The sequence below is a fragment of the Streptomyces sp. NBC_01232 genome (assembly GCF_035989885.1).
In the GTDB taxonomy this organism is placed as follows: Bacteria; Actinomycetota; Actinomycetes; order Streptomycetales; family Streptomycetaceae; genus Streptomyces.
Genome location: NZ_CP108518.1, coordinates 2,698,107 through 2,720,111, shown reverse-complemented (window position 1 = coordinate 2,720,111; position 22,005 = coordinate 2,698,107). Strand labels below are relative to the sequence as shown.

Below are 22,005 nucleotides of genomic sequence, written 5' to 3'. Positions count from 1 at the left end.
GCCGGGGGTTCCCGGCGACACGAGCCGCGCACCTCCGGTACGGGGCATTCCGGCTCCCCGCCCGGGCGCGGAGCGGTGCCGGGTGTGGGTCACGGTTGCGGGTCAGCGCCGGAATCGCACCGGCTTCCCCCCGTACAGAGGTGTGGACGACAGGTTCACTCTACCGGCCCGTAACCGGCGGGCTCCGGGGTGCAGGGACCGGGTGCCCCTTACACGGCCCGGTAGGTGACCGGGTCCGTGCCCGGCACCGCCTCCGCGCGGCCCTGCTTGACCAGCCGTCGCAGATGGGCCTCCGCCTCCGAGACGGCGATGTTGCGGGAGCCGTACGGGATCTGCTCCCAGGGCCTGTTCCACTCCATCCGCTCGGCCAGCCCCCACGGGGTCAGCGGTTCGGCCAGCAGCTCCCGGAGGCCGGTGAGCCGTTGCTCGTGGTGGTCCAGGAGCTCCCGTACGCGGGCGGGAGCGTCGGTGAAGGCGTGCTGGTGGGCCGGGAGCACCTCGGCGGGGCCCAGGCGGCCGATGCGTTCGAGGGAGTCGAGGTAGTCGCCGAGAGGGTCGGTGACGCGGGTGTCCTCCGGGGCCTCGTACAGGCCGATGTGCGGGGAGATCCCGGGCAGCAGGTGGTCCCCGGAGAAGAGGCGGCCGTTGCCGGGGAGGTTCGCCGGGTGCTGTTCCTCCAGGTGCAGGCAGACGTGGCCGGGGGTGTGGCCCGGGGTCCAGATCGCGCGCAGCCGGCGCCCGGCCAGGGGCAGCAGCTCGGCGGGGACGATCTCCCGGTCGGGGACGGCGGCGCGCAGGCCGGGCAGGGTCCGCATGCGGCCGCTCGCGCGGGCGGCGCGCAGCGGGGCGATGTGCTCCTCGGGGGCTCCGGCGGCGGCGAGCTTGGCGCTCATGTAGTCGAACCAGACGCCGGGCTCGGAGGAGCGGGTCCGTACGACGACCTCGGTGTCGGCGGCGTGCATGGCGATCCATGCGCCGGAGGCCTCGCGGACCTGGCCGGAGAGGCCGTGGTGGTCGGGGTGGTGGTGGGTGATGACGACGCCGTGGACGTCGGCGACGGCGATGCCGAGGGCGACGAGGCCGGCGACGAGGGTGTTCCAGGAGGCGGGGTCGTCCCAGCCGGTGTCGACGAGGACCGGGCCGCGGTCGGTGTCGAGGACGTGGACGAGGGTGTGTCCGAGGGGGTTGTCGGGGATGGGGACCTTGATGGCCCACACGCCTCCGCCGTGGTCGGTGACGTGTGGTGCGTCCTGCGGGGCCTGCGGGGCCGGCGGGGCTGCCGGGACCGGCGCTGCCTGTGGGGCCTGCGGGGCTGGCACGTCCTGCGGGGCCCGTGGAGCCCGCCTGTCCTGCGTGTCCTGTGGTGCGTCCTGCGCGGCCTGTGACGTGCCGTCCTCCGTCATGCGCCCTCGCCCTCCCCTGTTGCCGCCCTCGGATGAGAACGTGTTTCAGTAGTAGCCCAAGTCGACCACTTTCCCGGCTCTCTGACTAGTCGTTCGATCTTCTCCGCAGCGGCGCCGGTGGTTCGGTCCTGGCCGTGGACTCCTCTAACTAGAACTGGTATCAGTTCTGGAACGCCAAGCCGCAGGAGGCCTCAGCCATGACCGAGCTCGTGGAACACGGACAACTGTTCATCGGCGGGGAGTGGACGGATCCGCTGGGCACCGACACGATCCGGATCGTCTCCCCCCACACCGAGCAGGTCATCGGATCCGTCCCGCACGCCTCGAAGGCGGACGTGGACCGTGCCGTCGCGGTCGCGCGCAAGGCGTTCGATGAGGGTCCCTGGCCGCGGATGACCCTGGACGAGCGGATCGCCGTCGTCTCCCGGATCAAGGACGCCATCGCCGTCCGGCACGAGGAGATAGCCCGCTCCATCAGCTCCCAGAACGGGTCCCCGTACTCCTGGAGCGTCCTCGCCCAGGCCCTCGGCCCGATGATGGTCTACGACGCCGCGATCACGGTCGCCCGCGCCTACCCCTACGAGGAGCACCGCCAGGGCGTCCTCGGCCCGATCCTGGTGCGCCGGGAGCCGGTGGGCGTGGTCGCCGCCGTCATCCCGTGGAACGTCCCGCAGTTCGTGGCCGCGGCCAAACTCGCCCCGGCGCTCCTGACCGGGTCGACGGTGATCCTCAAGCCGTCGCCCGAGGCGCCGCTGGACTCCTACATCCTCGCCGACATCGCGCGGGAGGCCGGCCTCCCCGAGGGCGTGCTGTCGATCCTGCCCGCCGACCGTGAGGTCAGCGAGTACCTGGTCGGCCACCCCGGTATCGACAAGGTCGCCTTCACCGGCTCGGTCGCGGCCGGCAAGCGCGTGATGGAGGTCGCCGCGCGCAACCTCACCCGCGTCACCCTCGAACTCGGCGGGAAGTCCGCCGCAGTGATCCTCCCGGACGCCGACCTGGCGACCGCGGTCGCCGGGATCGTGCCCGCGGCCTGGATGAACAACGGCCAGGCGTGCGTGGCCCAGACCCGTATCCTCGCGCCCCGCAGCCGGTACGAGGAGGTGGCCGAGGCTCTCGCGGCCGCGGCCGGCGCGCTGGTCGTCGGCGACCCGCTCGACCCGGCGACACAGCTCGGCCCGCTCGTCGCGCAGCGCCAGCAGCAGCGCTCCCTGGACTACATCCGGATCGGCCAGGAGGAGGGCGCGAAGATCCTGGCGGGCGGCGGCCGCCCGGCGGGCCTGGAGCAGGGCTGGTACGTGGAGCCCACCCTCTTCGGAGACGTCGACAACTCCATGCGGATCGCGCGCGAGGAGATCTTCGGCCCGGTCGTCTGCCTGATCCCGTACGAGGACGAGGCCGAGGCGGTACGGGTGGCCGACGACTCGGACTTCGGCCTCAGCGGCAGCGTCTGGACCGCCGACGTCGAGCACGGCATCGACTTCGCCCGGAGGATCCGCACCGGCACCTTCAACGTGAACACCTTCAGCCTGGACATGCTGGGGCCGTTCGGCGGCTACAAGAACAGCGGCGTGGGACGGGAGTTCGGCCCGGAGGGCCTGAGCGAGTACCTGGAGCACAAGATGATCCACCTCCCGGCGGGCTACGAGGCGGGTGCCTGATGGGTGACCGCTGGCAGGTCGAGGTGGACAGAGGGGTCTGCATCGGCTCAGGCATGTGCGTGAACCACGCCCCGGACGGCTTCGTCCTGGACTCGGCGCGCCAGTCCCACCCGCGCGCACCCCAGTCGGACGCGAACGAACCGACCCTCACCGCGGCGGAGGGCTGTCCGGTGGAGGCCATCCTGATCACCCTGGCGGCGACGGGCGAACCGGTGTTCCCGCCGGAGGAGTAGAGAGGGGAGGGGCGGCTCCGGGGGCTGCTCGGTCGGGGCCGCTCGGTCGGGGCGGTCGGGGCCCTCGGTCGAGGGCCCGGCCGCCCCTTGGAGGTTCCGCTGTCGGTGTTGCATACTCCGCTGCGCTCACGTCTCGAACGGATGGACGGACGAGCGGACGAGTCCAACGACAGGAACCTCAGTGGCCCTTCGCCCGCCGGACGTCACCCCAGTGGTCGATCCCTCCGTGTCCGTCCCGATCTTCCTCACTGTGGTGGCGGTCGTGGCGGTGTGTTTTCTCCTCACCACCCTGATGCCCCTGCGGCTCCTGAACGGACGTATGGCCGGCCCCGATCCCCAACTCCGGCGCACGCTCAAGGCCGTCCGCTCCGGAGCGTGGCAGCCCGCGGCCGAACTGCTCGCGGCGGCCGGTACGGACTGGGACCGCCGAACGCGCTGTGCGGGGAGCCTGGCGTACTCGGCCGTCCACGACGGTGATGCGTGGCTGAAGGCGTGGCAGGCGGCCGACCCGGACCATCCCGATGCGGTCATGGTCGCCGCGTGTGCGCGCGTCAAGCAGGCCTGGAAGCTGCGCGGAGCGCAGCGGGCGGTTGCGACGTCGCAGGGGCAGTTCGACGCCTTCCACCGCGAGCTCCACTCGGCGCGCGGGGCGCTGGCGCACGCGGCGAAGGTCTGTCCGGACGATCCGACGCCACTGGCCGATACGGTCTGGGTGGCCCTCGGGCTTGGCTATCCCAAGGACGCCATGGCCGATTTGTGGGCCGAGGTCCAGGCCAGGTCGCCGCACCACTTCGCCGCGCACCATGCCGCGGTGCAGTACTACTGCCGCAAGTGGCGCGGTTCACGGGCCGAAGCGGAGGAGTTCGCGGCACGGGCGGTTCAGCAGGCGCCCCGCGGGCACCTGATGACCCTGCTGCCCCTCCTCGTGTGGTTCGAGCACGAGGAGGAGGGCGACAGCGCGGGGCGGTACGGGATGCCGGACGCGATCGCGATGGTGGACGCGGCCCTGGAGGACGTCGCTGCTGCGGAGGGGCACGCGTACCTGCCCGAGGCGCGGCACCTGCTCGCCTATTTCCTCGTCAAGCAGGGCCGCCACCGTGCGGCCCTCGCACAGTTCCGCGAGGTCGACGGATACACGAACGCCATCCCGTGGAGGTACCGCCCGTGGGGGAAGCTCTCCTACCGCCTGCACCGTTCGCGGGCCGTATGGGGAGCCCTGCTCACGCGGCGGTGAGGGGGCGGTGGGCGGTGGCTTCGGGGGCGGGAGTCACGCGGGCGGTGGTCAGTGACGCGTATGGGGGTTTCCCGTCAGTCCCATCGTCCCTCCGGGGCGGGCCGGTCCCTCAAGGGCGCTCCTCCTTCGTCGTCGCGTCGCTGCGCGATGGCCTGCGGCCACCCTTGACCGACCGTCCCGCCCCGGAGAAACGAAAGACTGCCGGGAAGCCCCCAAAAGAACGAGCCGGTCCGAGGTCCGAGGGACGGGGCGGTCGCAGATGCCCGGCCCGGTCGGGGTGGGGCACCTTCCCGAGGCGGGGCCCATCCGGACCAGGGCCCGGGTCGGGGGAAGCGCGTCCCATTGCTACGCGCTCCTCATCTCTCAGCGTCCGACAGCCGTCCGGGGCTGGACATAAGCCGCCCACGGCCTCAGTTCCTCTGTCGAGATGCGTCCGGCGACCGTCTGGAGCTGGTCATAAGCCGCGCAAGAGGCCCCAGTGCTTCTCATGGAGGGCGTCTGAGGGCTGTCCGGGGTGGAAAGACGGCCGACAGCGGCTATTCCGTCGTGGAGTCGGGTCAGCGAGAGCGGACCGCTCGGATCGCCGACCGTTTGCCTCAATTGCCCAGCTTTGAGGCTGGGTTTGTGGTGTCACTTGTGCTCTGACCCGGATCCACGACGGAATAGCAGGGGAATCAGCCGTCAATCCCTCTCAACGGCCCCGGACGGCCGTCGGACGCACCTCGCGAGGTGAACCGAGGCCGTGGGCGGCTTATGTCCGGCCCCGGACGGCCGTCGGACGCATGGCGACGGACGAATCGAGGCCGTGGGCGGCCTATGTCCGGCCCCGGATGGTCGTCGGACGCTGAGACGTGCGGAGCGCGTAGCGATTTGATGCGCCCACCGACCCGGCCGGTGTGCGGGATGGGCCCGTCTCGGGAAGGTGCCCTTTCACGCCCGACCGGGCAGGGCTTCTCCGGCCACCCCGTCCCTAAAAGGAACGCCCGGCCCGTTCCTTTGGGGGTTTCCCGGCAGTCTTCGTATGTCCGGGGCGGGACGGTCGGTCAAGGGTGGAGCGCAGCGACATCGCGCAGCGACGCGACGACGAAGGAGGAGCGCCCTTGAGGGGCCGGCCCGACGCGGAGAGACGATGGGACTGACGGGAAACCCCCATACACATCCCAGACCACCGCCCGCGTGGCTCCCGCCCCCCGAAGCCCCCGCCCCCCGCAGCGGCGGCTTCAGGCCTTTTCCGGGGACGTCAGGTCGATCAGGCGGCAGACCGTCTCGATGTCGATCTTGACCTGGGCGATCGAGGCGCGGCCGGAGAGCCACGTGATCAGCGCCGAGTGCCAGGTGTGCTCGATGACCCGGACTGCCGAGAGCTGCTCCGCCGTCGGCGGCTGCTCCAGGCCCATCGCGTCCAGGATGATCGCCGTGGTCAGCCGGGACACCGTGTCCACCTCGGGGCTCACGCTCCGGTCCGCGAACGTCAGTGCCCGCACCATCGCGTCGGCCAGCTGCGGCTCCCGCTGCAGGGCGCGGAAGGCCCGCATCAGGGTCTCCGCGACCCGGGCCGCCGGGTCGTCCCCGGCCGGCGGGCGTTTGCGCAGCGTGGTGTGCATGTGCTGGAGCTGGTCCTGCATGGTGGCGACCAGCAGGTGCACCTTGGACGGGAAGTAGCGGTAGAGCGTGCCCAGCGCCACGCCCGCCGCCTCCGCGACCTCGCGCATCTGCACGGCGTCGAATCCGCCCCGGCTGGCCAACTGGGCGCTGGCGTGCAGGATCCGCCGGCGGCGTGCCTCCTGGCGCTCCGTCAGGGGAGGCGACGCCGGTGTGGTGACGGCCTTCACTTCCGCTGTCATGTGTCCCGTTCCGTGTCGTTGCGCGGGCTGAATCAGGGCTGATCCGCAGCCGGCATCGTAGGCGCCGGAGCCGTGGCGTGAATCACCTGCTCCGCCTCTTACGGTGTGGTTTCCGGCCGGTAGATTCAATGGTCTTCGACGGATCAAGTCTGAAACTTGTTCTACATTATCCGAGCGGTTACGCTCCGGCGAAAGTTGCAGTGAGAAGGGGGCCGAGAGTGACCGCAGAGGCCATGGTGACGAGCCCTTTCGCGGGTTCCGCCGCCGACGGCGACCGCCCGCTGCGCATCGCACTCCTCACCTATAAGGGGAACCCGTTCTGCGGGGGCCAGGGCGTCTACGTCCGCCACCTCGCGCGCGAGCTCGTACAGCTGGGGCACTCCGTCGAGGTCCTCGGTGCACAGCCCTACCCGGTCCTCGACACGGGCGCCTCGCTCACCGAACTCCCGAGCCTGGACCTGTACCGCAGCCCGGACCCCTTCCGGACGCCGAAGCGCGACGAGTACCGGGACTGGATCGACGCCGTCGAGGTCGCCACCATGTGGACCGGCGGCTTCCCCGAGCCGCTGACCTTCTCGCTGCGCGCCCGCCGCCACCTGGCCGCGCGCGCCGGTGACTTCGACGTCATCCACGACAACCAGACGCTCGGGTACGGCCTCCTCGCCGACCTCGGCGCCCCGCTGGTCACCACGATCCACCACCCGATCACCGTCGACCGCAAGCTCGACCTCGACGCCGCGACGGGCCGTGTGAAGCGGGCCTCCGTGCGCCGCTGGTACGCCTTCACCCGCATGCAGGGCCGCGTGGCCCGCCGCCTGCCGTCCGTGCTCACCGTCTCCGGCTCCTCCAAGCAGGAGATCGCCCAGCACCTGGGCGTCCGTGACGAGCGCATCCACGTCGTGCACATCGGCGCCGACACCGACCTGTGGTCGCCGGACCCGTCCGTGGCCGAGGTGCCGGGCCGCATCGTCACCACCTCCAGCGCCGACGTGCCCCTCAAGGGCCTCGTGCACCTCGTCGAGGCGCTCGCGAAGCTGCGCACCGAGCAGCCCGAGGCCCACCTCGTCGTCGTCGGCAAGCGCGCCGAGGAGGGGCCGGTCGCCCGCGCCATCGAGACGTACGGACTCCAGGACGCGGTCCGCTTCGTCAAGGGCATCACCGACGCCGAACTCGTGGACCTCGTCCGCAGCGCCCAGATCGCCTGCGTGCCCTCCCTCTACGAAGGCTTCTCGCTCCCGGCGGCCGAAGCCATGGCCACCGGCACTCCGCTCGTCGCCACCACCGGCGGTGCGATCCCCGAGGTCGCCGGCCCCGACGGCGAGACCTGCCTCGCGGTGCCCCCCGGCGACGCGGGTGCGCTGGCCGCCGCCCTGAGCCGGCTGCTGGGCGACCCGGAGCTGCGGGCCCGCCTCGGCGCCGCCGGGCGCGACCGGGTCCTGACCCGGTTCACCTGGGCCAAGGCCGCCGAGGGCACGGTCGCGCACTACCGCGCCGCCGTCGAGCGGGCCGCCCGCACCCGCCGCGCGCGGTGACCTTCCGCCCCGGCCACACCGCTGTTTTCCCCACCACCCCCGAATTCCCCCGCGACCGCGAAGGCAGGACCCCGTGCTGACCGTCGATTTCTCCCGGTTCCCGCTCGCCGCAGGCGACCGCGTACTCGACCTGGGCTGCGGCGCAGGCCGGCACGCCTTCGAGTGCTACCGGAGAGGCGCCCAGGTGGTCGCCGTCGACCGCAACGGCGAGGAGATCCGCGAGGTCGCCAAGTGGTTCGCCGCCATGAAGGAGGCCGGTGAGGCCCCGGTCGGGGCCACCGCCACCGCCATGGAGGGCGACGCGCTCGCCCTGCCCTTCCCCGACGACTCCTTCGACGTCGTCATCATCTCCGAGGTGATGGAGCACATCCCCGACGACAAGGGCGTGCTCGCCGAGATGGTCCGCGTGCTCAAGCCCGGCGGACGCATCGCGATCACCGTGCCGCGCTACGGCCCCGAGAAGATCTGCTGGGCGCTCTCCGACGCCTACCACGAGGTCGAGGGCGGCCACATCCGCATCTACAAGGCGGACGAGCTGCTCGGCAAGATGAAGGCCGCGGGCCTCAAGCCGTACGGCACGCACCACGCGCACGGGCTGCACTCCCCGTACTGGTGGCTCAAGTGCGCCTTCGGTGTGGACAACGACAAGGCGCTGCCGGTCAAGGCGTACCACAAGCTCCTGGTCTGGGACATCATGAAGAAGCCGATGGCGACGCGGCTCGCGGAGCAGGCCCTGAACCCGCTCATCGGCAAGAGCTTCGTGGCGTATGCGACGAAGCCCCACCTCCCCGTCGGCGCCACCCAGTGAGCTCGCCCGGGCGCACCGAACACCTGGTCCTGGACGGCGTACTGACGGCCGAGGAGGCCGCCCTCACGGTGGCGGGCATCCTCGCCGCCCAGCGGTCCGACGGCGCCATACCGTGGTTCCGCGGGCACCACCTGGACCCGTGGGACCACACCGAGGCCGCGATGGCGCTGGACGCGGCCGGTGAGCACGAGGCGGCCGAGCGCGCGTACGCGTGGCTGGCCCGGCACCAGAACCGGGACGGCTCCTGGTACGCGGCCTACGCCGACCGGCCGGACGGCGTGGACACCGCGGAGCCGCAGGACGCGAGCCGCGAGTCCAACTTCACCGCCTACATAGCCGTCGGCGTGTGGCACCACTACCTGTCCACCGGCGACGACGCCTTCCTCGACCGCATGTGGCCGGCCGTCTACGCGGCCGTGGAGTGCGTCCTCTCGCTCCAGCAGCCCGGCGGCGAGATCGGCTGGAAGCGGGAGGCGGACGGTACGGCCGTCACCGACGCCCTGCTCACCGGTTCCTCCTCCATCCACCAGGCGCTGCGCTGCGCGCTGGCCATCGCCGAGCACCGCGAGGAGCCGCAGCCCGACTGGGAGCTCGCGGCGGGCGCGCTGCGGCATGCCATCCGGCGCCACCCGGAGCGGTTCCTCGACAAGAACCACTACTCGATGGACTGGTACTACCCGGTCCTCGGCGGGGCCCTGACCGGCTCCGAGGCCAAGGCGCGCCTCGACGGCCGCTGGGACGAGTTCGTGGTCCCGGACCTGGGTGTGCGCTGCGTCCTGCCCAACCCGTGGGTGACGGGCGGCGAGTCCTGCGAGCTGGCGCTCGCGCTGTGGGCGACGGGGGAGTCGGACCGGGCGCTGGAGATCCTGCGTTCGATCACGCACCTGCGCGCGGACAACGGCATGTACTGGACGGGCTACGTGTTCCAGGACAAGGCCGTCTGGCCGGTCGAGCAGACCACCTGGACGGCCGGGTCGCTGCTGCTGGCCGTCGCGGCGCTCGGCGGGGACGAGGCCACCACCGAGGTGTTCGGCGGGACCTCGCTCCCGGCCGGGCTGGAGCCCGACTGCTGCGGGTGAGCGGGGTGCGGGCTCAGCGGCGGTAGAGCCAGCCGGCGACGGCATGGCCGACGAGGAGGTAGGCCACGGCGGCGATGCCGTAGCCGATGACGACCTGGACCCATTCGCGGCTGAAGGTGAACAGGTCGTAGGACCAGGACGCGAGCCAGGAGGCGACGTCGTGGACGAGGTCGACCAGGGAATTGCCCTGGTTGGCCTCCAGCAGGTAGAGCAGGATCCAGAGTCCGATCACGAAGGCGAGCACGTCCGCCACAAGTGCGACGGCACGGCCTGCCTGACTGCTTCCTCGGGTGCGTGCTCGTGTGTGAGTGCTCATAGGGCGCGTGTTGCCGCGCTGACGGGTCGTAAACCCGTGCCGTGAACCCGAACGGGCGGCCCGGGTGGCGGGGCCGGTGGACCGGGGTGAGGCTGCGGTTGACGCCTCAGTCCCCGGAGGAAACCGTGTCCGTACCCACGACCGTTCGACTTCGCCGCGCCGTCACGGCGGTGGTGCTGTCCACCGCGCTGATGGTCGGCGCCACCGCATGCGGCAGCGGCGGCAACGGCCCGCGCGAGGAGCTCTCCGCGGCTTCGATGGGGGAGCTGGCCGCCCTCGCGGCGGCGGAGCCCGTCGCCGCCGAGGCCGACGAGCAGGCCGCCGCCGCGGTGACGCCCTCGCCCAGTACGTCCGCGGAGAAGCAGAAGTTCGCCAAGACGCGGTTCGTTGCGAACGCGAGCCTGGCGGCCGGTGCGACGTATCAGTGGATCATCAAGCCGTACCGTGCGGGCAAGTTCAAGAAGGGCGCCAAGGGCCGCACCTTCGCGCTGATCAAGGCCGGCCTGGCGGGGGCGTTCGCGTACAACCGGCTCAAGGCGGCGACCGAGAACGCGAAGGGCGACCCGCTGCTGTCGAAGGCCCTGGCTCCGCTCACGGCGGGCATCGAGTCCCTCAAGGGGCTGGGCAGCAAGCTCCGCAGCGGGCAGGCGGGCGACGGTGACATCGACGCGTTCGACAGCGTCATCAACAGCGTGAAGGACGCCGGCAAGAGCGCGGGCGCGGTGGTGACGGACCAGGTCCCGAGCGCGTCGCAGCTGGGCGGCTAGGTCCTAGCGGCCGGCGCCGTACCCCGGCTGATTCAATGGGTGAGTGATCGAGATCGTGGTGGTCGTCCTCGCCGCCGCAGGGGCCGGGTGGCTCCTGCGGCGCAAGCATCGTGAGCGGACGGCCGCAGGGCCCGTGCCCGGGATTCCCTGCATGGTCCGTTTCCCGGCCGGTCAAGGCCGCTGGCGGCCCGGGCGGGTGTACGGGGAGCGGGGCGCGGCCCGGTGGGTTCCGCAGCGGGGCGAGCCCGTGGAGCTGCCCGGCGGGCGTGCCACCGGGGTCCGGGTGCCCTCCGTGAAGGAGGGGATCTCCATCAACCCGAGCTCACGGATCGTCACCTGCGCCTACGAGGGCGGCGGGAGCATCGAGATCGCCGTGATGCCGCTGGACGTGCGGGAACTGCTGGAAGCGGTGCCGCAGGCCGAATCGCCCGCCTGACCCCGCGGCCGCCTCAGGCGCGGCGCCGTCGTTCGGCCACCTCGATGCAGACGAGGCCGAGGGCGACGGCCACCGCCACGAGGCGGGTGGCGCTCCAGGTCGCCTCGACGAGGGCGTCGTTCAGCATGGGGGCTTCGTTCTTGAGCCGCATCGTCGTCTCCACGACGGCCACGAACGGGATGACCAGCCTGCAGGGGAGCCGGTAGGGCCCGTTGCGGGCCAGGTTGCCCGCCACGCCCATGAGCGGTCCCAGCAGAGCGGCGAAGACCCACCACACGACGACCTTCGTCATCAGGCCGGCCCAGTCGAAGTGGGTGATCTGCCCCGTCGTGTCGGTCAGGTCCGCCGCCATGAACTCCCCCTGGCCCGCCTTCACCAGGTAGTAGGCGAGGGAGGCCGCGACGAGCGACAGGACGCCCAGGACCGCAGATTGCCGTTTGGAACTGGAAATTATGCCTACGCAAAAGGCCAGAGCGGCCCAGCTCCATCCAGCGCTCAGGACCAGATGCGCCGCATGCCCCACCGCGCCGTCGGCGGAGAGGAGCAAGGGGCCGGAAACCCCGAGAATTACACCGGCGACGAGCGCATACATTCCCGCTGCAAAATAAGAGCGCATAAATCGAAACCTTAAGATATGTGGCCCGATATGAATTGCGCAGAGATTTTACCATCGCCGTTTCCGGGCCCGGCCCCCTGGCCTGAATTCGACAGCCAGGGGGTCCGGGTGGATGACTTACTGCGCGCCCTCAGCGGTCGGCTTAGTAGACGCCCCAGTACGTGTAGCAGGTGTAGGCGGCGCCGGCCGTGATCGAGGCGTTGGCCCAGATGTCGGCATCCTTGATGACCTTGCTGGTGTGACCTGCCTTGATGGCGGTGGCTGAGTGCTTCTTCGACGGGTGGATGTAGTTGGAGTAGCACGTGGTGCCCGTGGCCGCGGCCCGGGTGCCGTAGTTCCAGGTGCCCCCGCCGACGCTCTTGCTGGCCAGCGGTGCGAACGCGCCCCGGGAAGAGTTCACGGGAACCGCGGCAACGCCCCACTGTGTCGGCTTTTCGCCATTCGGGCCGATGAGCTCGGCCGGCGGGGTCGCCGAGGCGGCGGCGGTGTAGACGAACGGCTGCGGCGTCGCGGCCATGGCCGGGGTTGCGGTGGCGAAAGCTCCGACGGCTGCAACGGATGCGGCGGCAATGGCGAAAGTCTTGCTGGACATCTTCATGTTTCTTGCATTCCCCTTCGGTCTCGCTGAGCAAGATCGAGAACAGTCTGCAATGAACCGTCGCCGCTGCAAAGAGATTTTAGTAATTCCGCTTGAGGGCATTTTTTGTTGATGCGACCAATGGGTCTTTTCGGTCACTTCGCGGCGAGGCTGGCCGAGGGGTCTCCCGGGAGGTGGTGACCGGTGCGACCCGTCAGTAGAGCCATCGGTCCAGGAGTTGCGGCCACAGGAGGTCCGCGTAGCCGTCGAAGGCCGCAGGGTCGATCTCCTTCAGCTCCTCGGCCAGCCGGTCCAGCTCGGCGAAGGCCTGCTCCTCCTCCTCTTCGGAGAGGTACTCCTCGGGACCGTCCGGCTCGCCGAGAAGCTCTGAGGCGGTGACGCGGCTGCCGTAGCGGTGCAGGACGTCGAGCCACAGGCCGACGCCCGAGTTGGCGAACCGTGCCTCCCCGTCGGGCGCGACGAAGTAGACCGCCCCCTCGGTCGGCTGCGATCCGGACCCTATCGATCCGGCCCCTGCCCGGAGGGCGGCCGCCGTTGCGGGGGCGACCCTCAGCTGTTCAGCTCCGCCAGGACGCGCAGGGTGTGCGGGTCCGGGGCCGTCAGCAGGAGGTCGGTCACCGGGCCCTTGCGCCACAGCTCCAGGCGTTCGGCGATCCGTTCCCGCGGGCCGATCAGTGAGATCTCGTCCGCGAACGCGTCCGGTACCGCCAGGACCGCCTCCTCCTTGCGGCCGGCGAGGAACAGCTCCTGGATGCGGCGGGCCTCGTCCTCGTAGCCCATGCGCGCCATCAGGTCGGCGTGGAAGTTGCGGGCCGCGTGGCCCATGCCGCCGATGTAGAAGCCGAGCATCGCCTTGACCGGCAGCAGTCCTTCCGCGACGTCGTCGCAGACCTTCGCGCGGGCCATCGGCGCGATCATGAAGCCCTCGGGGAGGTCGGTCAGGGAGGCCCGGTAGACATCGGTGCGGGTCGGCGACCAGTACAGAGGGAGCCAGCCGTCGGCGATCCGGGTCGTCTGCGCGATGTTCTTCGGTCCCTCGGCGCCCAACAGCACCGGCAGGTCCGCGCGGAGCGGGTGGGTGATGGGCTTCAGGGGTTTGCCGATGCCGCTGCCGTCGTCGCCGCGGTACGGGTGGCTGTGGAAGCGGCCGTCCAGTGCGACCGGGCCCTCGCGGCGCAGCACCTGCCGGATGACCTCCACGTACTCGCGGGTGGCGGTGAGCGGTGAGGAGGGGAAGGGTCGGCCGTACCAGCCCTCGACCACCTGGGGGCCGGACAGTCCGAGGCCGAGCATCATCCGGCCGCCGGAGAGGTGGTCCAGTGTCAGGGCGTGCATCGCGGTGGCGGTGGGGGTGCGGGCGGCCATCTGGGCGATGGCGGTGCCGAGGCGGATCCGCGAGGTGTGCGCGGCGATCCAGGTCAGCGGGGTGAAGGCGTCCGATCCCCAGGCCTCGGCGGTCCACACCGAGTGGTAGCCGAGGTTCTCGGCCTCGGTGGCGAGGTCGAGGTGGCCGGGGTTGGGGCCGCGGCCCCAGTAGCCGAGTGCGAGTCCGAGGCGCATGCGCGTTCCCTCCAGGATCTGACGAGGCGTCAGGTGACTGTAGGGCAACGGCCCCCCGCCCGGAAGGGCGGGGGGCCGCTGGTGCCGGGTCCGGTGCGGTCAGCCGCGCTGGATGCCCGAGGTGTCGTTCAGGAGGCCGCGACGGCCGTCCTGGGTCTGGGCGATCAGGGTGGCCGCGCCACGCTGCTCGACGGCCAGGTACCAGGTGCCCGGGGCGAGCTCGGCGATCGGGGTGGGGGAGCCGTCCTCGGAGAAGAGGGGGCGGGCCACCGGGACCGCGAACCAGAACGGCGTGAAGTCCGCCGCGGGAGCCGGGGCCGGGGTCTGCTGGGAGTCCTGCGGACCGGGACCGGCGGCCGGGTTCGGCGAGCCGCCGTACGGCGGGACCGGCTGCGGCGTGGAACCGTACGGGGTCTGCTGCGCGCCCGGGTAGCCGTACCCGGCACCCGGCTGGGGCTGGCCCGGCTGGCCCGCGTACGGCGGGACGGCGGCCGGCTTCGGCTCCGGAACCAGCTGGCCGGCCAGCGCCGGGATCTTCGCGCCGGCCAGGGCCACACCGGCCAGGGCCAGGGTGGCGAGGAAGGCGAGGATGGAGCCGGCACCCAGGTCGAGCACGTCCGGGCAGGTGATCAGCGACCACAGAGACGACCATGCGGCCGAGACGGCGAGCACGGTGCCCCACGTCGCCAGCGGCATGCCGAGCACCTTGCGCGTCTCCGGCTGGAAGCGGGCCGCGATCAGCAGGCCGGCGGCGACGAAGCCGACGAGGAAGATGGTGGGGAGCACCAGAAGGTAGGCGCGGGTGCTCCATCCGTTCGGCGTTTCACCCCCGTCGGCGGAGTAGAAATCGAGGAGCGAAGCGATGAACAGCAGCGCCGCTGCTCCGATCACCACGCCGTCGCCTCGAGTGAGGGAGCGGATGTTCACGTCTCAGGTGTCCTTCTCGGTCTCGGTCGTCTCGTGGTGCCGCGGTCGCAGATCATGCCTGCAGCGGGGCGGGCGGCACCATCGTACGGAGGTTTCCGGCGGCCGAGATGATCGGGTCGACGGGTGGACCCGCCGGACTCCCGAGAGTGACTACCCGCCGAGGAAGCCGACGATGCCGTCCGCGATGCCCTGGGCCGCCTTCTGCCGCCACTCCGGACTCGTCAGCTGCGCCGCGTCCTTGGCGTCACGCATGTTGCCGCATTCGATGAACACCTTGGGCTGAGTTGACAGGTTCAGTCCGCCCAGATCGTCGCGGACGACCAAGCCGGTGCCGCTGCCGAGGTAGTTGGCGGGGGCCGATCCGGTGGTGCGGGCGAAGTTCCCGGCGATGCGCTCGCCGAGCTCCCGGGACGGGCCGACGATCTTGGCGGTGTCGGCGCTGCCGCTCTTGACCGTGGCCGGGAGGATGATGTGGAAGCCGCGGTTGCCCGCCGAGACCCCGTCGGCGTGGACGGACACGACGGCGTCCGCCTTCGCCTCGTTCCCGATGCGGGCGCGCTCCGTGATGCACGGCCCCCAGGCGCGGTCGCCCGTCTCGTGGGTGAGGACCACCTTCGCGCCCTGGGCCTCCAGGGCGGTCCGCAGCCGTTTCGACACGTCCATCGTGAACTCGGCCTCCATGTAGCCGGAGTTGGTGGTCGTGCCGGTGGTGTCGCACTCCTTGCGGTTCGTGCCGATGTCGACCTGCTGGTCGATCTCGTCGGTGTGCTTGAAGTTGCCGGTGTTGTGGCCGGGGTCGACGACCACGGTCCGGCCGGTGAGCGGGCCCTTGGCGGGGGCCGGTGCGGGCGCGGCCGCCGGGCTGCTCGTACCGGCGCCGGGGCTCGTACTCGCGCTCTCGCTCGGGGTGGATCCGGGCTTGGCGTCCCGCTGGCCCGGCGACAGGGCCGAGTGCGAGGCGGGCAACGGCGCCGGGCGCGCCTGCCCGTCCGGCCCGGACCCGGCGAACGCCTGGGTCAGGACCCAGCCCGCGAGGGCGGCCGGGGCGAGCGCGGCAACCCCGACGACGAGCGTGGAGCGTCGGGTGAACCAGGGCCGGTCCGTGCTGATGGAGGAGCCGGACTCGGGGGGCGGGGGGCTGTTGTCGTTGCGCACGCGGCGATGCTAGACCCGGGGCCCGGCGCCCGTCCGGACCGTAGGCCGTCCGAGGGCGCGGTGCGCTTATATGAGCGACGCCCATTTTCTTGACCGGTACATTCCAAAATCCACCTGTACGTTACCGGAAGGTCAAGAACATGTCCGAGGTCGGCGCAGTTGGTTCGGAGCCGCAAACCCCAGCAGGAGACGGAGGTCTGCTCTTCCGCGGGAGGGACGTCGAGGAGCTCAGTGATCTGATCCGCGTGCGGTTCGCGCCCCATCGATTATCGGTCCTGGCGGATCTCCCGCTCGACGGCCGTTTCCGGTGTCTCCGGGAGGGGACGGTCGCACTCTACGAGCTGGGATACGGCTCGGAGGTCGACGTCACGCCCGAGGCGCCGCTGGACTTCTACAACATCCACGTCCCGCTCGCCGGTGACGGCGCCGTCACCCTGAACGGCAAGCTGCTCTCCTCCCCGCTCAGCGTCGCGGGACCGGACCAGAAGCTGGGGATGCGCTGGAGCCACGACAGCGTGAACCGGGTCCTGATCATCCCGCGCCGGAGCATCGACCAGGCCGTCGCCGTCCGGCTCGGGGACCTGCCGCAACGCCCCGTGGACTTCGTGCCGGTCCTCGACGACCGGGCGGAACCGGTGACGGCGTGGCTGACGGCGGTGGCGCACTTCGCCGAATTCGCCGGCTCCGCCCTCGCCGCCCGCTCACCCCTGGCCGTCCAACACTTCGAGCAGCTCCTCGTGAACGGTCTGCTCGACGCGCAGCCCCACGTGCTCAGCGAAGCCGTGGCGGGCCGCGGCTGCGCCGCCCTGCCCAGCGCCGTACGCCGCGCCACCGCCTTCTGCGCCGAACACGCCGCCGAGCCCATCTCGGTGGCCGACATGGCACAGGCCGCCCGGGTCGGGGTGCGCAGTCTGAGGGAAGGCTTCCGGATGCACCTGGACACGACCCCGCTGGCGTACCTGCGCGGCGTGCGGCTGGACCTCGCGCGCCGCGATCTCCTCGCGGCGGCCGACGGCGATGCGCCCAGGACCGTCACCGATGTGGCCCTGCGCTGGGGGTTCACGCATCTGGGCCGGTTCACCGGCCACTATCGCAAAGCCTACGGAGAGACCCCCTCGCAGACCCTGCGCAGCTCCTTCGGCTTCGGGTGAAAACGAACGACCTGGCTCTTCGCTATCCGGAAACGTGTCCGCGCCCCGCCGAAAGCGGATAGCAGGACGACTTGCGCCCCAGCCATGCTCGGAGCGGCCGTTCTCAGGCCGTACTGCATCACAGCAAACGGGGAGAAACCTTTCATGAAGCTCAAGGGAACACTCGCTGTCGGTGTGTCCGCCTTCGCCCTGTCCGTGCTCCTCGCACCGGCATCCGCGACGGCGCTCGAGACCGCGCCGTCCGGCAGCAGCTCCGCGTCGATCCTGGCGCAGCTCACCGAAGGCGGGACGGTCGACCTGGCCCTCCAGGCCGAGCCCGCCATCGGGTACATCTACAACCAGAGCGGCAAGTGTCTGGAGATCTCGAACTCCTCCAAGGCCAACGGCGCACGGGCCCAGCAGTGGGACTGCAAGGGCCAGGCCGGCTCGAAGTGGGGCATGGCCGACGCGGGCGGCGGCAACTACTACCTCGTCAACGCCAACAGCGGCAAGTGCCTGGAGATCGAGAACTCCTCCACCGCCAACGGCGCTCGGGCCCAGCAGTGGGACTGCAAGGGCCAGGCCGGCTCGAAGTGGCGCTTCTACGTGGTCGCCGGCCAGGCGGCCAAGGTCGTCAACGCCAAGAGCGGCAAGTGCCTGGAGATCGAGAACTCCTCCAAGTCCAACGGCGCTCGGGCCCAGCAGTGGAGCTGCAACGGCCAGCTCGGGGCGTACTGGCACTGAGCCGCCCAGGGGCCCCGGCGCCCCGCCGGTGAAGAAGGAGCCTCCGTACGGTCCCTGACCGTACGGAGGCTCCCTCCTGTGTCCCAGGGGTCCTAGATGCCCGCGCCCGTGCGGCGCAGCACGCGCAGGGAGTCGGTGACGGAGATCTCCTCGAAGGCACCGGAGGCGAGGGCGCGCAGGTAGATGCGGTACGGGGCCTGGCCGCCGTCGGCCGGGTCCGGGAACACGTCGTGGATGACGAGCGTGCCGCCCGACGCGACGTGCGGGGCCCAGCCCTCGTAGTCCCCGGTGGCGTGCTCGTCGGTGTGGCCGCCGTCGATGAAGACGAAGCCGAGGCTGCCGCCCCAGGCCGCCGCGACCTGCGGGGACCGGCCCACGATCGCGATCACGTGGTCCTCCAGCCCTGCCTTGTGCAGGGTCCGGCGGAAGGTCGGCAGGGTGTCCATCAGCCCGACCTCCGGGTCCACGACCGTCGGGTCGTGGTACTCCCAGCCCGGCTGCTGCTCCTCGCTGCCCCGGTGGTGGTCGACGGTGATCGCCGCGACGCCGGCCTCGCGGGCGGCGTCGGCGAGCAGGATCGTGGAGCGGCCGCAGTACGTGCCGACCTCCAGCAGCGGCAGCCCGAGCGCCCCTGCCGCGACGGCCGCCTCGTACAGGGCGAGACCCTCCCGTACGGGCATGAACCCCTTGGCGGCCTCGAAGGCGGCGAGGGTCTCCGGCTTGGGGGTGGCCATGGTGTTCCTCCGGCGTTGATCGTGTGGGGGCGGTGGCGGCCCATGGTGCCTTACCCGCTGGTAGGACGCTACGGCCGGGGTGGGCCCGTACGCCGCCGCCCGGTCAGCGGCCGAACAGGCGGGACAGTCCGCCGGTCCCGCCGGTGCCCTCCGCGCGCCGCCGCTCCCGTACGACCCGCCGGAAGTCCGCCCGGGTGTCGGAGACCTCCTGGGCCAGCCACCGGGTGCCGGACAGCAGCGGAAGCCGGTGCAGCAGCAGGTCCATGTGGGCCAGGGCGCTCACGGGATCCCCCGCCTCGCCGATGCTGCGCAGCACCCGGTACGCCACCTCGGGGTCCCCGTACTCGGCGAGTTCCGCGAGGTCGGGGAAGAGCCGCCAGTACAGGAGCGCGGCGCCCGCGAAGTCGCCGACCAGCCAGGCATCGTGGGCGAGGCGCCGCCGCACGTCCAGCAGCATCGGGCTGTCGGCGGTCAGGGCCCATTCCAGATCGGGCAGCAGCGGTCCCAGCCAACGGCGTTCGCTCACGGCGCGCTCGTGCGTGCGCGCGTCCCACTGGCCGTCGCGGTCCGAGGCCCCCCGGTGCATGGCCGAGGCCAGGTGGTACCGGGCGGTCAGCGTGACGAGGGCGTGCGGGCCGAACACCTGGGCGGCCTGCCCGATGATCTCGCGCAGCTCCTCCTCGTGGCGGCGGCCGTCGCCGGGCCCGAAGGCCGCGGCCTCGCCGACCCGGGTGGCGCGCCCGGTGATCGTGTCCGGGTGCTCCAGGCCCAGGACCCGCACCATGCGGGGCAGGATGCGCTCCAGGTCCATGGCGGACTGCCTCCGGACGAGCAGGGCCCGGTGGTACGCGGCGCGCACCGTGAGCGCGTCCTGCGCGCCCACCTCCTCGGTCAGGTCGGCCACCAGCATCGTGAGCCGCTGCACGATGTCGGCCGGATCGTCCTCCAGCAGCTGCGTCAGCCTGCGGTCCAGCATCGTGCGGACCGGGTCGCCGGCCGTGGTGTGCACGGTGGGGGAGTACGAGGGCGGCGGCGGCCAGGACACGACGGCCGTCACCACCGCGGTCGGGGCGGGGGCGGGCGGAGCGGGGGCGGGCGCAGGAACGGCCCCGGACAGGTCCGCCGGCTGCAGTCCGCGGGCGATCTCCGCCAGCCGGCGGGACACCTCTCCCGCGTCCGCGGGCCGCTCGCGCGGGTCCTTGGCGAGCAGGTCGCGTACGAGGGCGTCCAGCGCGCCCGGCAGCCCCGCGCGCAGGGTGCCGGGCGCGGGCGGTACGGCCGTGAGGTGCTGGGCGAGCAGCTCGTGCATCTCGCGGGCGGCGAACGGCCGTGTCCCGGTGAGCAGTTCCATGAGCACGCAGCCGAGGGCGTACAGGTCGGCCCGCCCGTCCACGGGGACGCCGTTCGCCCCGCCGGTCCAGCGCTCGGGTGCCATGTACGGGAACGAGCCGATGACCATCCCGGTGCCGGTCAGCTCCGTACCGGCGCCGCCCTGGGCCTTGGCGATCCCGAAGTCGAGCACCTTCACCACCCGGGCTCCGGTGACCATCACGTTGGCGGGCTTGATGTCGCGGTGGACGACCCCGCCGGCGTGCGCGGCGCCGAGGGCGGCCGCCACCTGCGCCGCCCAGTCCAGGGTGTCCGCCAGCGGGGGCACGCCCTCGTCCAGGACCTGGGCGAGGCTGCGGCCCTGGAGCAGCTCCATCACGAGGAAGACGGCGCTGCGACCGGCCCGTTCGGTGCGGCCGAAGTCGTGGACGGTGGCGATGTTGGGGTGCGCGAGGTTCCCGGCGAGGCTGGCCTCGCGCTCGAAACGGCGGGTCTCCTCCGGCGTCTGCGGATATCCGATCTTGATCGCGACCTGACGGCCCACCCGGCTGTCCTCGGCCCGCCACACCTCGCCGAAGCCGCCCCGGCCGAGCAACTCGTCCAGGGCATAACGGTCTTCGATCAGTTCCCGCACGTGCTCGGCCCCCGTCGCCGCAAGATCGGTCCAGCAGGGCATTATCGCCGGGCACGCGCGTCCCTTTCTGCCCGACTGCGACCGATCGAGCCATTCGGGCCACCGGAGCGCACCGGGCTGATTACGCTCGGCGACAGCGCGAAACGACCGCCGAACACAGGTGTACTTGGGGGTGACCGCCTCATGGTCAAGATCCGCGAGCTCGATCCCAGCGCCTCTCCGCTGGACTACTACGGCTACGAACTGCGGCGGCTGAGAGAGCAGGCGGGCCTGAAGCAGGCGCAGTTGGGCGACATCATCTTCTGCACGGGCTCCCTGGTCGGCCAGATCGAGACGACGAAGCGGGTCCCGACGCGGGACTTCTCGGAGCGGGTGGACGCGGCGCTCGGTACCGGCGGGGTGTTCTCCCGGCTGGTGGGGCTGGTGCTGAGGTGCCAGCTGCCGACGTGGTTCCAGCCGTACGCGGAGATGGAGGCGCGCGCCTCGTACATCTCGACGTACCAGGCGCAGTTGGTCTACGGACTGCTGCAGACGGAGGCGTACGCGAGGGCCGTGCTCGGGGTGCGGACCGAGGGGGGCCTCGACGCCAAGGTGGCTGCCCGGATGGAGCGGCAGCGCATCCTCGACCGCGAGGACCCGCCACTGATGTGGGTGGTGATGAGCGAGGCCGTCCTGCACCAGGAGGTCGGTGGCCGCGAGGTCATGCGGAACCAGCTCGCCCACTTGCTGGAACAGCAGAGGAGGGAGTGGGTGAAGGTGCAGATCCTGCCGTTCGAGGCGGGCGCCCATGCGGGGGTGATGGGCTCGTTCAACCTTCTGCGATTCGAGGACGACCCCGACATCGTCTACACCGAGGACTTCGTGCAGGGCCATATGACGGCCAATCCGCAAGCTCTCAGGGAGGGTTCGCTCCGATACGATCATTTGCAGGCAGCCGCCCTGTCTCTGGACGACTCGGCGGAACGGATCGCCCGCGTAATGGAGGAGCGTTATGGACATCAACCAGAACCTGACGGGCGCGCAGTGGCGTAAGTCTTCGTACAGCGGTGACACCGGCGGCGACTGCGTCGAGTGCGCGCCGCTCGGTGACACCGGCTGGCTCAAGGCCTCGTACAGCGGGGACACCGGAGGCAATTGCGTCGAGATCGCCGCTCAGCCCTGCCTCGTCGCCGTGCGGGACTCCAAGAACCCCGAAGGTCCCGTCTTCACCGTCCAACCGGCCGCGTTCCAGGCGTTCGTGAGGTCCCTCTCTGTATGATCCGCCC

General features: G+C 71.4%; 23 protein-coding genes. 12 read left to right on the top strand and 11 right to left on the bottom strand.

Annotation, left to right across the window (positions count from 1 at the left end):
* Positions 1-209: 209 nt before the first annotated feature.
* Positions 210-1,403 carry an MBL fold metallo-hydrolase gene (locus OG444_RS12740; protein ID WP_327262285.1) on the bottom strand — a complete coding sequence of 398 codons (1,194 nt, stop codon included), beginning with the start codon at positions 1,401-1,403 and terminating at the stop codon, positions 210-212.
* Between the two features lie 197 nt (positions 1,404-1,600).
* On the opposite strand from OG444_RS12740, the gene OG444_RS12735 reads away from it, so the two are divergent.
* From OG444_RS12735 to OG444_RS12725, 3 genes are all read left to right on the top strand, one after another.
* Entirely contained in the window at positions 1,601-3,064 is a 1,464-nt protein-coding gene (locus tag OG444_RS12735; RefSeq protein ID WP_327262284.1) for an aldehyde dehydrogenase, read from the top strand.
* Positions 3,064-3,297: a ferredoxin gene (locus OG444_RS12730; RefSeq protein WP_327262283.1), complete on the top strand. Its 234-nt coding sequence runs from the start codon at positions 3,064-3,066 to the stop codon at positions 3,295-3,297. The genes OG444_RS12735 and OG444_RS12730 overlap by 1 nt, the downstream gene beginning before the upstream one ends.
* Positions 3,298-3,523: 226 nt before the next feature.
* Positions 3,524-4,531 carry a hypothetical protein gene (locus tag OG444_RS12725; protein WP_327262282.1) on the top strand — a complete coding sequence of 336 codons (1,008 nt, stop codon included), beginning with the start codon at positions 3,524-3,526 and terminating at the stop codon, positions 4,529-4,531.
* Between the two features lie 1,220 nt (positions 4,532-5,751).
* Here OG444_RS12725 and OG444_RS12720 read toward each other — a convergent pair.
* Positions 5,752-6,375, bottom strand: coding sequence for a TetR family transcriptional regulator (locus OG444_RS12720; protein WP_301371478.1), 624 nt, complete (start codon positions 6,373-6,375; stop codon positions 5,752-5,754).
* Between the two features lie 218 nt (positions 6,376-6,593).
* On the opposite strand from OG444_RS12720, the gene OG444_RS12715 reads away from it, so the two are divergent.
* The 3 genes from OG444_RS12715 to OG444_RS12705 all read left to right on the top strand — a co-directional run bounded on the left by OG444_RS12715 (position 6,594) and on the right by OG444_RS12705 (position 9,794).
* On the top strand, positions 6,594-7,907 hold the full coding sequence (locus OG444_RS12715) for a glycosyltransferase family 4 protein (RefSeq protein WP_327262281.1): 1,314 nt from the start codon (positions 6,594-6,596) through the stop codon (positions 7,905-7,907).
* A gap of 73 nt (positions 7,908-7,980) precedes the next feature.
* The gene (locus OG444_RS12710; RefSeq protein WP_189963912.1) at positions 7,981-8,715 is read left to right on the top strand and encodes a class I SAM-dependent methyltransferase; all 735 of its coding nucleotides are present in this window, start codon (positions 7,981-7,983) and stop codon (positions 8,713-8,715) included.
* Positions 8,712-9,794, top strand: a complete 1,083-nt coding sequence (locus OG444_RS12705; RefSeq protein WP_327262280.1) for a prenyltransferase/squalene oxidase repeat-containing protein — start codon at positions 8,712-8,714, stop codon at positions 9,792-9,794. Before OG444_RS12710 ends, OG444_RS12705 begins: the two co-directional genes overlap by 4 nt.
* A gap of 13 nt (positions 9,795-9,807) precedes the next feature.
* Here OG444_RS12705 and OG444_RS12700 read toward each other — a convergent pair whose 3' ends face one another.
* On the bottom strand, positions 9,808-10,110 hold the full coding sequence (locus OG444_RS12700) for a hypothetical protein (protein ID WP_327262279.1): 303 nt from the start codon (positions 10,108-10,110) through the stop codon (positions 9,808-9,810).
* Between the two features lie 191 nt (positions 10,111-10,301).
* Here OG444_RS12700 and OG444_RS12695 point away from each other — a divergent pair, with 191 nt between their 5' ends.
* Together OG444_RS12695 and OG444_RS12690 are read left to right on the top strand one after the other, a co-directional pair.
* Positions 10,302-10,877, top strand: coding sequence for a hypothetical protein (locus OG444_RS12695; RefSeq protein ID WP_327266758.1), 576 nt, complete (start codon positions 10,302-10,304; stop codon positions 10,875-10,877).
* 43 nt (positions 10,878-10,920) lie between these two features.
* Positions 10,921-11,313, top strand: coding sequence for a hypothetical protein (locus OG444_RS12690; RefSeq protein ID WP_327262278.1), 393 nt, complete (start codon positions 10,921-10,923; stop codon positions 11,311-11,313).
* Between the two features lie 13 nt (positions 11,314-11,326).
* Here OG444_RS12690 and OG444_RS12685 read toward each other — a convergent pair whose 3' ends face one another.
* The 6 genes from OG444_RS12685 to OG444_RS12660 form a co-directional block, all read right to left on the bottom strand.
* Entirely contained in the window at positions 11,327-11,860 is a 534-nt protein-coding gene (locus OG444_RS12685) for a DUF6518 family protein (protein WP_327262277.1), read from the bottom strand.
* Positions 11,861-12,071: 211 nt separating this feature from the next.
* Positions 12,072-12,521: a lactococcin 972 family bacteriocin gene (locus tag OG444_RS12680; protein WP_327262276.1), complete on the bottom strand. Its 450-nt coding sequence runs from the start codon at positions 12,519-12,521 to the stop codon at positions 12,072-12,074.
* A 199-nt stretch (positions 12,522-12,720) separates the two neighbouring features.
* A complete protein-coding gene (locus tag OG444_RS12675) occupies positions 12,721-13,161 on the bottom strand; it encodes an SUKH-4 family immunity protein (RefSeq protein ID WP_327262275.1) in 441 nt (146 codons plus the stop codon).
* The gene (locus tag OG444_RS12670; protein ID WP_327262274.1) at positions 13,077-14,087 is read right to left on the bottom strand and encodes an LLM class F420-dependent oxidoreductase; all 1,011 of its coding nucleotides are present in this window, start codon (positions 14,085-14,087) and stop codon (positions 13,077-13,079) included. The genes OG444_RS12675 and OG444_RS12670 overlap by 85 nt, the downstream gene beginning before the upstream one ends.
* Positions 14,088-14,186: 99 nt before the next feature.
* On the bottom strand, positions 14,187-15,014 hold the full coding sequence (locus OG444_RS12665) for a hypothetical protein (RefSeq protein WP_327262273.1): 828 nt from the start codon (positions 15,012-15,014) through the stop codon (positions 14,187-14,189).
* A gap of 150 nt (positions 15,015-15,164) precedes the next feature.
* A complete protein-coding gene (locus OG444_RS12660) occupies positions 15,165-16,169 on the bottom strand; it encodes an N-acetylmuramoyl-L-alanine amidase (protein ID WP_327262272.1) in 1,005 nt (334 codons plus the stop codon).
* Between the two features lie 140 nt (positions 16,170-16,309).
* On the opposite strand from OG444_RS12660, the gene OG444_RS12655 reads away from it, so the two are divergent.
* Together OG444_RS12655 and OG444_RS12650 are read left to right on the top strand one after the other, a co-directional pair.
* Positions 16,310-17,320, top strand: a complete 1,011-nt coding sequence (locus OG444_RS12655; protein ID WP_327262271.1) for an AraC family transcriptional regulator — start codon at positions 16,310-16,312, stop codon at positions 17,318-17,320.
* Positions 17,321-17,464: 144 nt separating this feature from the next.
* Positions 17,465-18,043 carry an RICIN domain-containing protein gene (locus tag OG444_RS12650; protein ID WP_327262270.1) on the top strand — a complete coding sequence of 193 codons (579 nt, stop codon included), beginning with the start codon at positions 17,465-17,467 and terminating at the stop codon, positions 18,041-18,043.
* 92 nt (positions 18,044-18,135) lie between these two features.
* Here OG444_RS12650 and OG444_RS12645 read toward each other — a convergent pair whose 3' ends face one another.
* Together OG444_RS12645 and OG444_RS12640 are read right to left on the bottom strand one after the other, a co-directional pair.
* Positions 18,136-18,777: a class I SAM-dependent methyltransferase gene (locus OG444_RS12645; RefSeq protein ID WP_327262269.1), complete on the bottom strand. Its 642-nt coding sequence runs from the start codon at positions 18,775-18,777 to the stop codon at positions 18,136-18,138.
* Positions 18,778-18,880: 103 nt separating this feature from the next.
* Positions 18,881-20,740, bottom strand: coding sequence for a serine/threonine-protein kinase (locus tag OG444_RS12640; protein WP_327262268.1), 1,860 nt, complete (start codon positions 20,738-20,740; stop codon positions 18,881-18,883).
* 183 nt (positions 20,741-20,923) lie between these two features.
* Between OG444_RS12640 and OG444_RS12635 the strand changes: the two genes are divergently transcribed.
* A complete protein-coding gene (locus OG444_RS12635; protein WP_327262267.1) occupies positions 20,924-21,772 on the top strand; it encodes a helix-turn-helix domain-containing protein in 849 nt (282 codons plus the stop codon).
* Entirely contained in the window at positions 21,732-21,998 is a 267-nt protein-coding gene (locus tag OG444_RS12630) for a DUF397 domain-containing protein (protein ID WP_327262266.1), read from the top strand. The genes OG444_RS12635 and OG444_RS12630 overlap by 41 nt, the downstream gene beginning before the upstream one ends.
* The last annotated feature ends 7 nt before the right edge of the window (positions 21,999-22,005 follow it).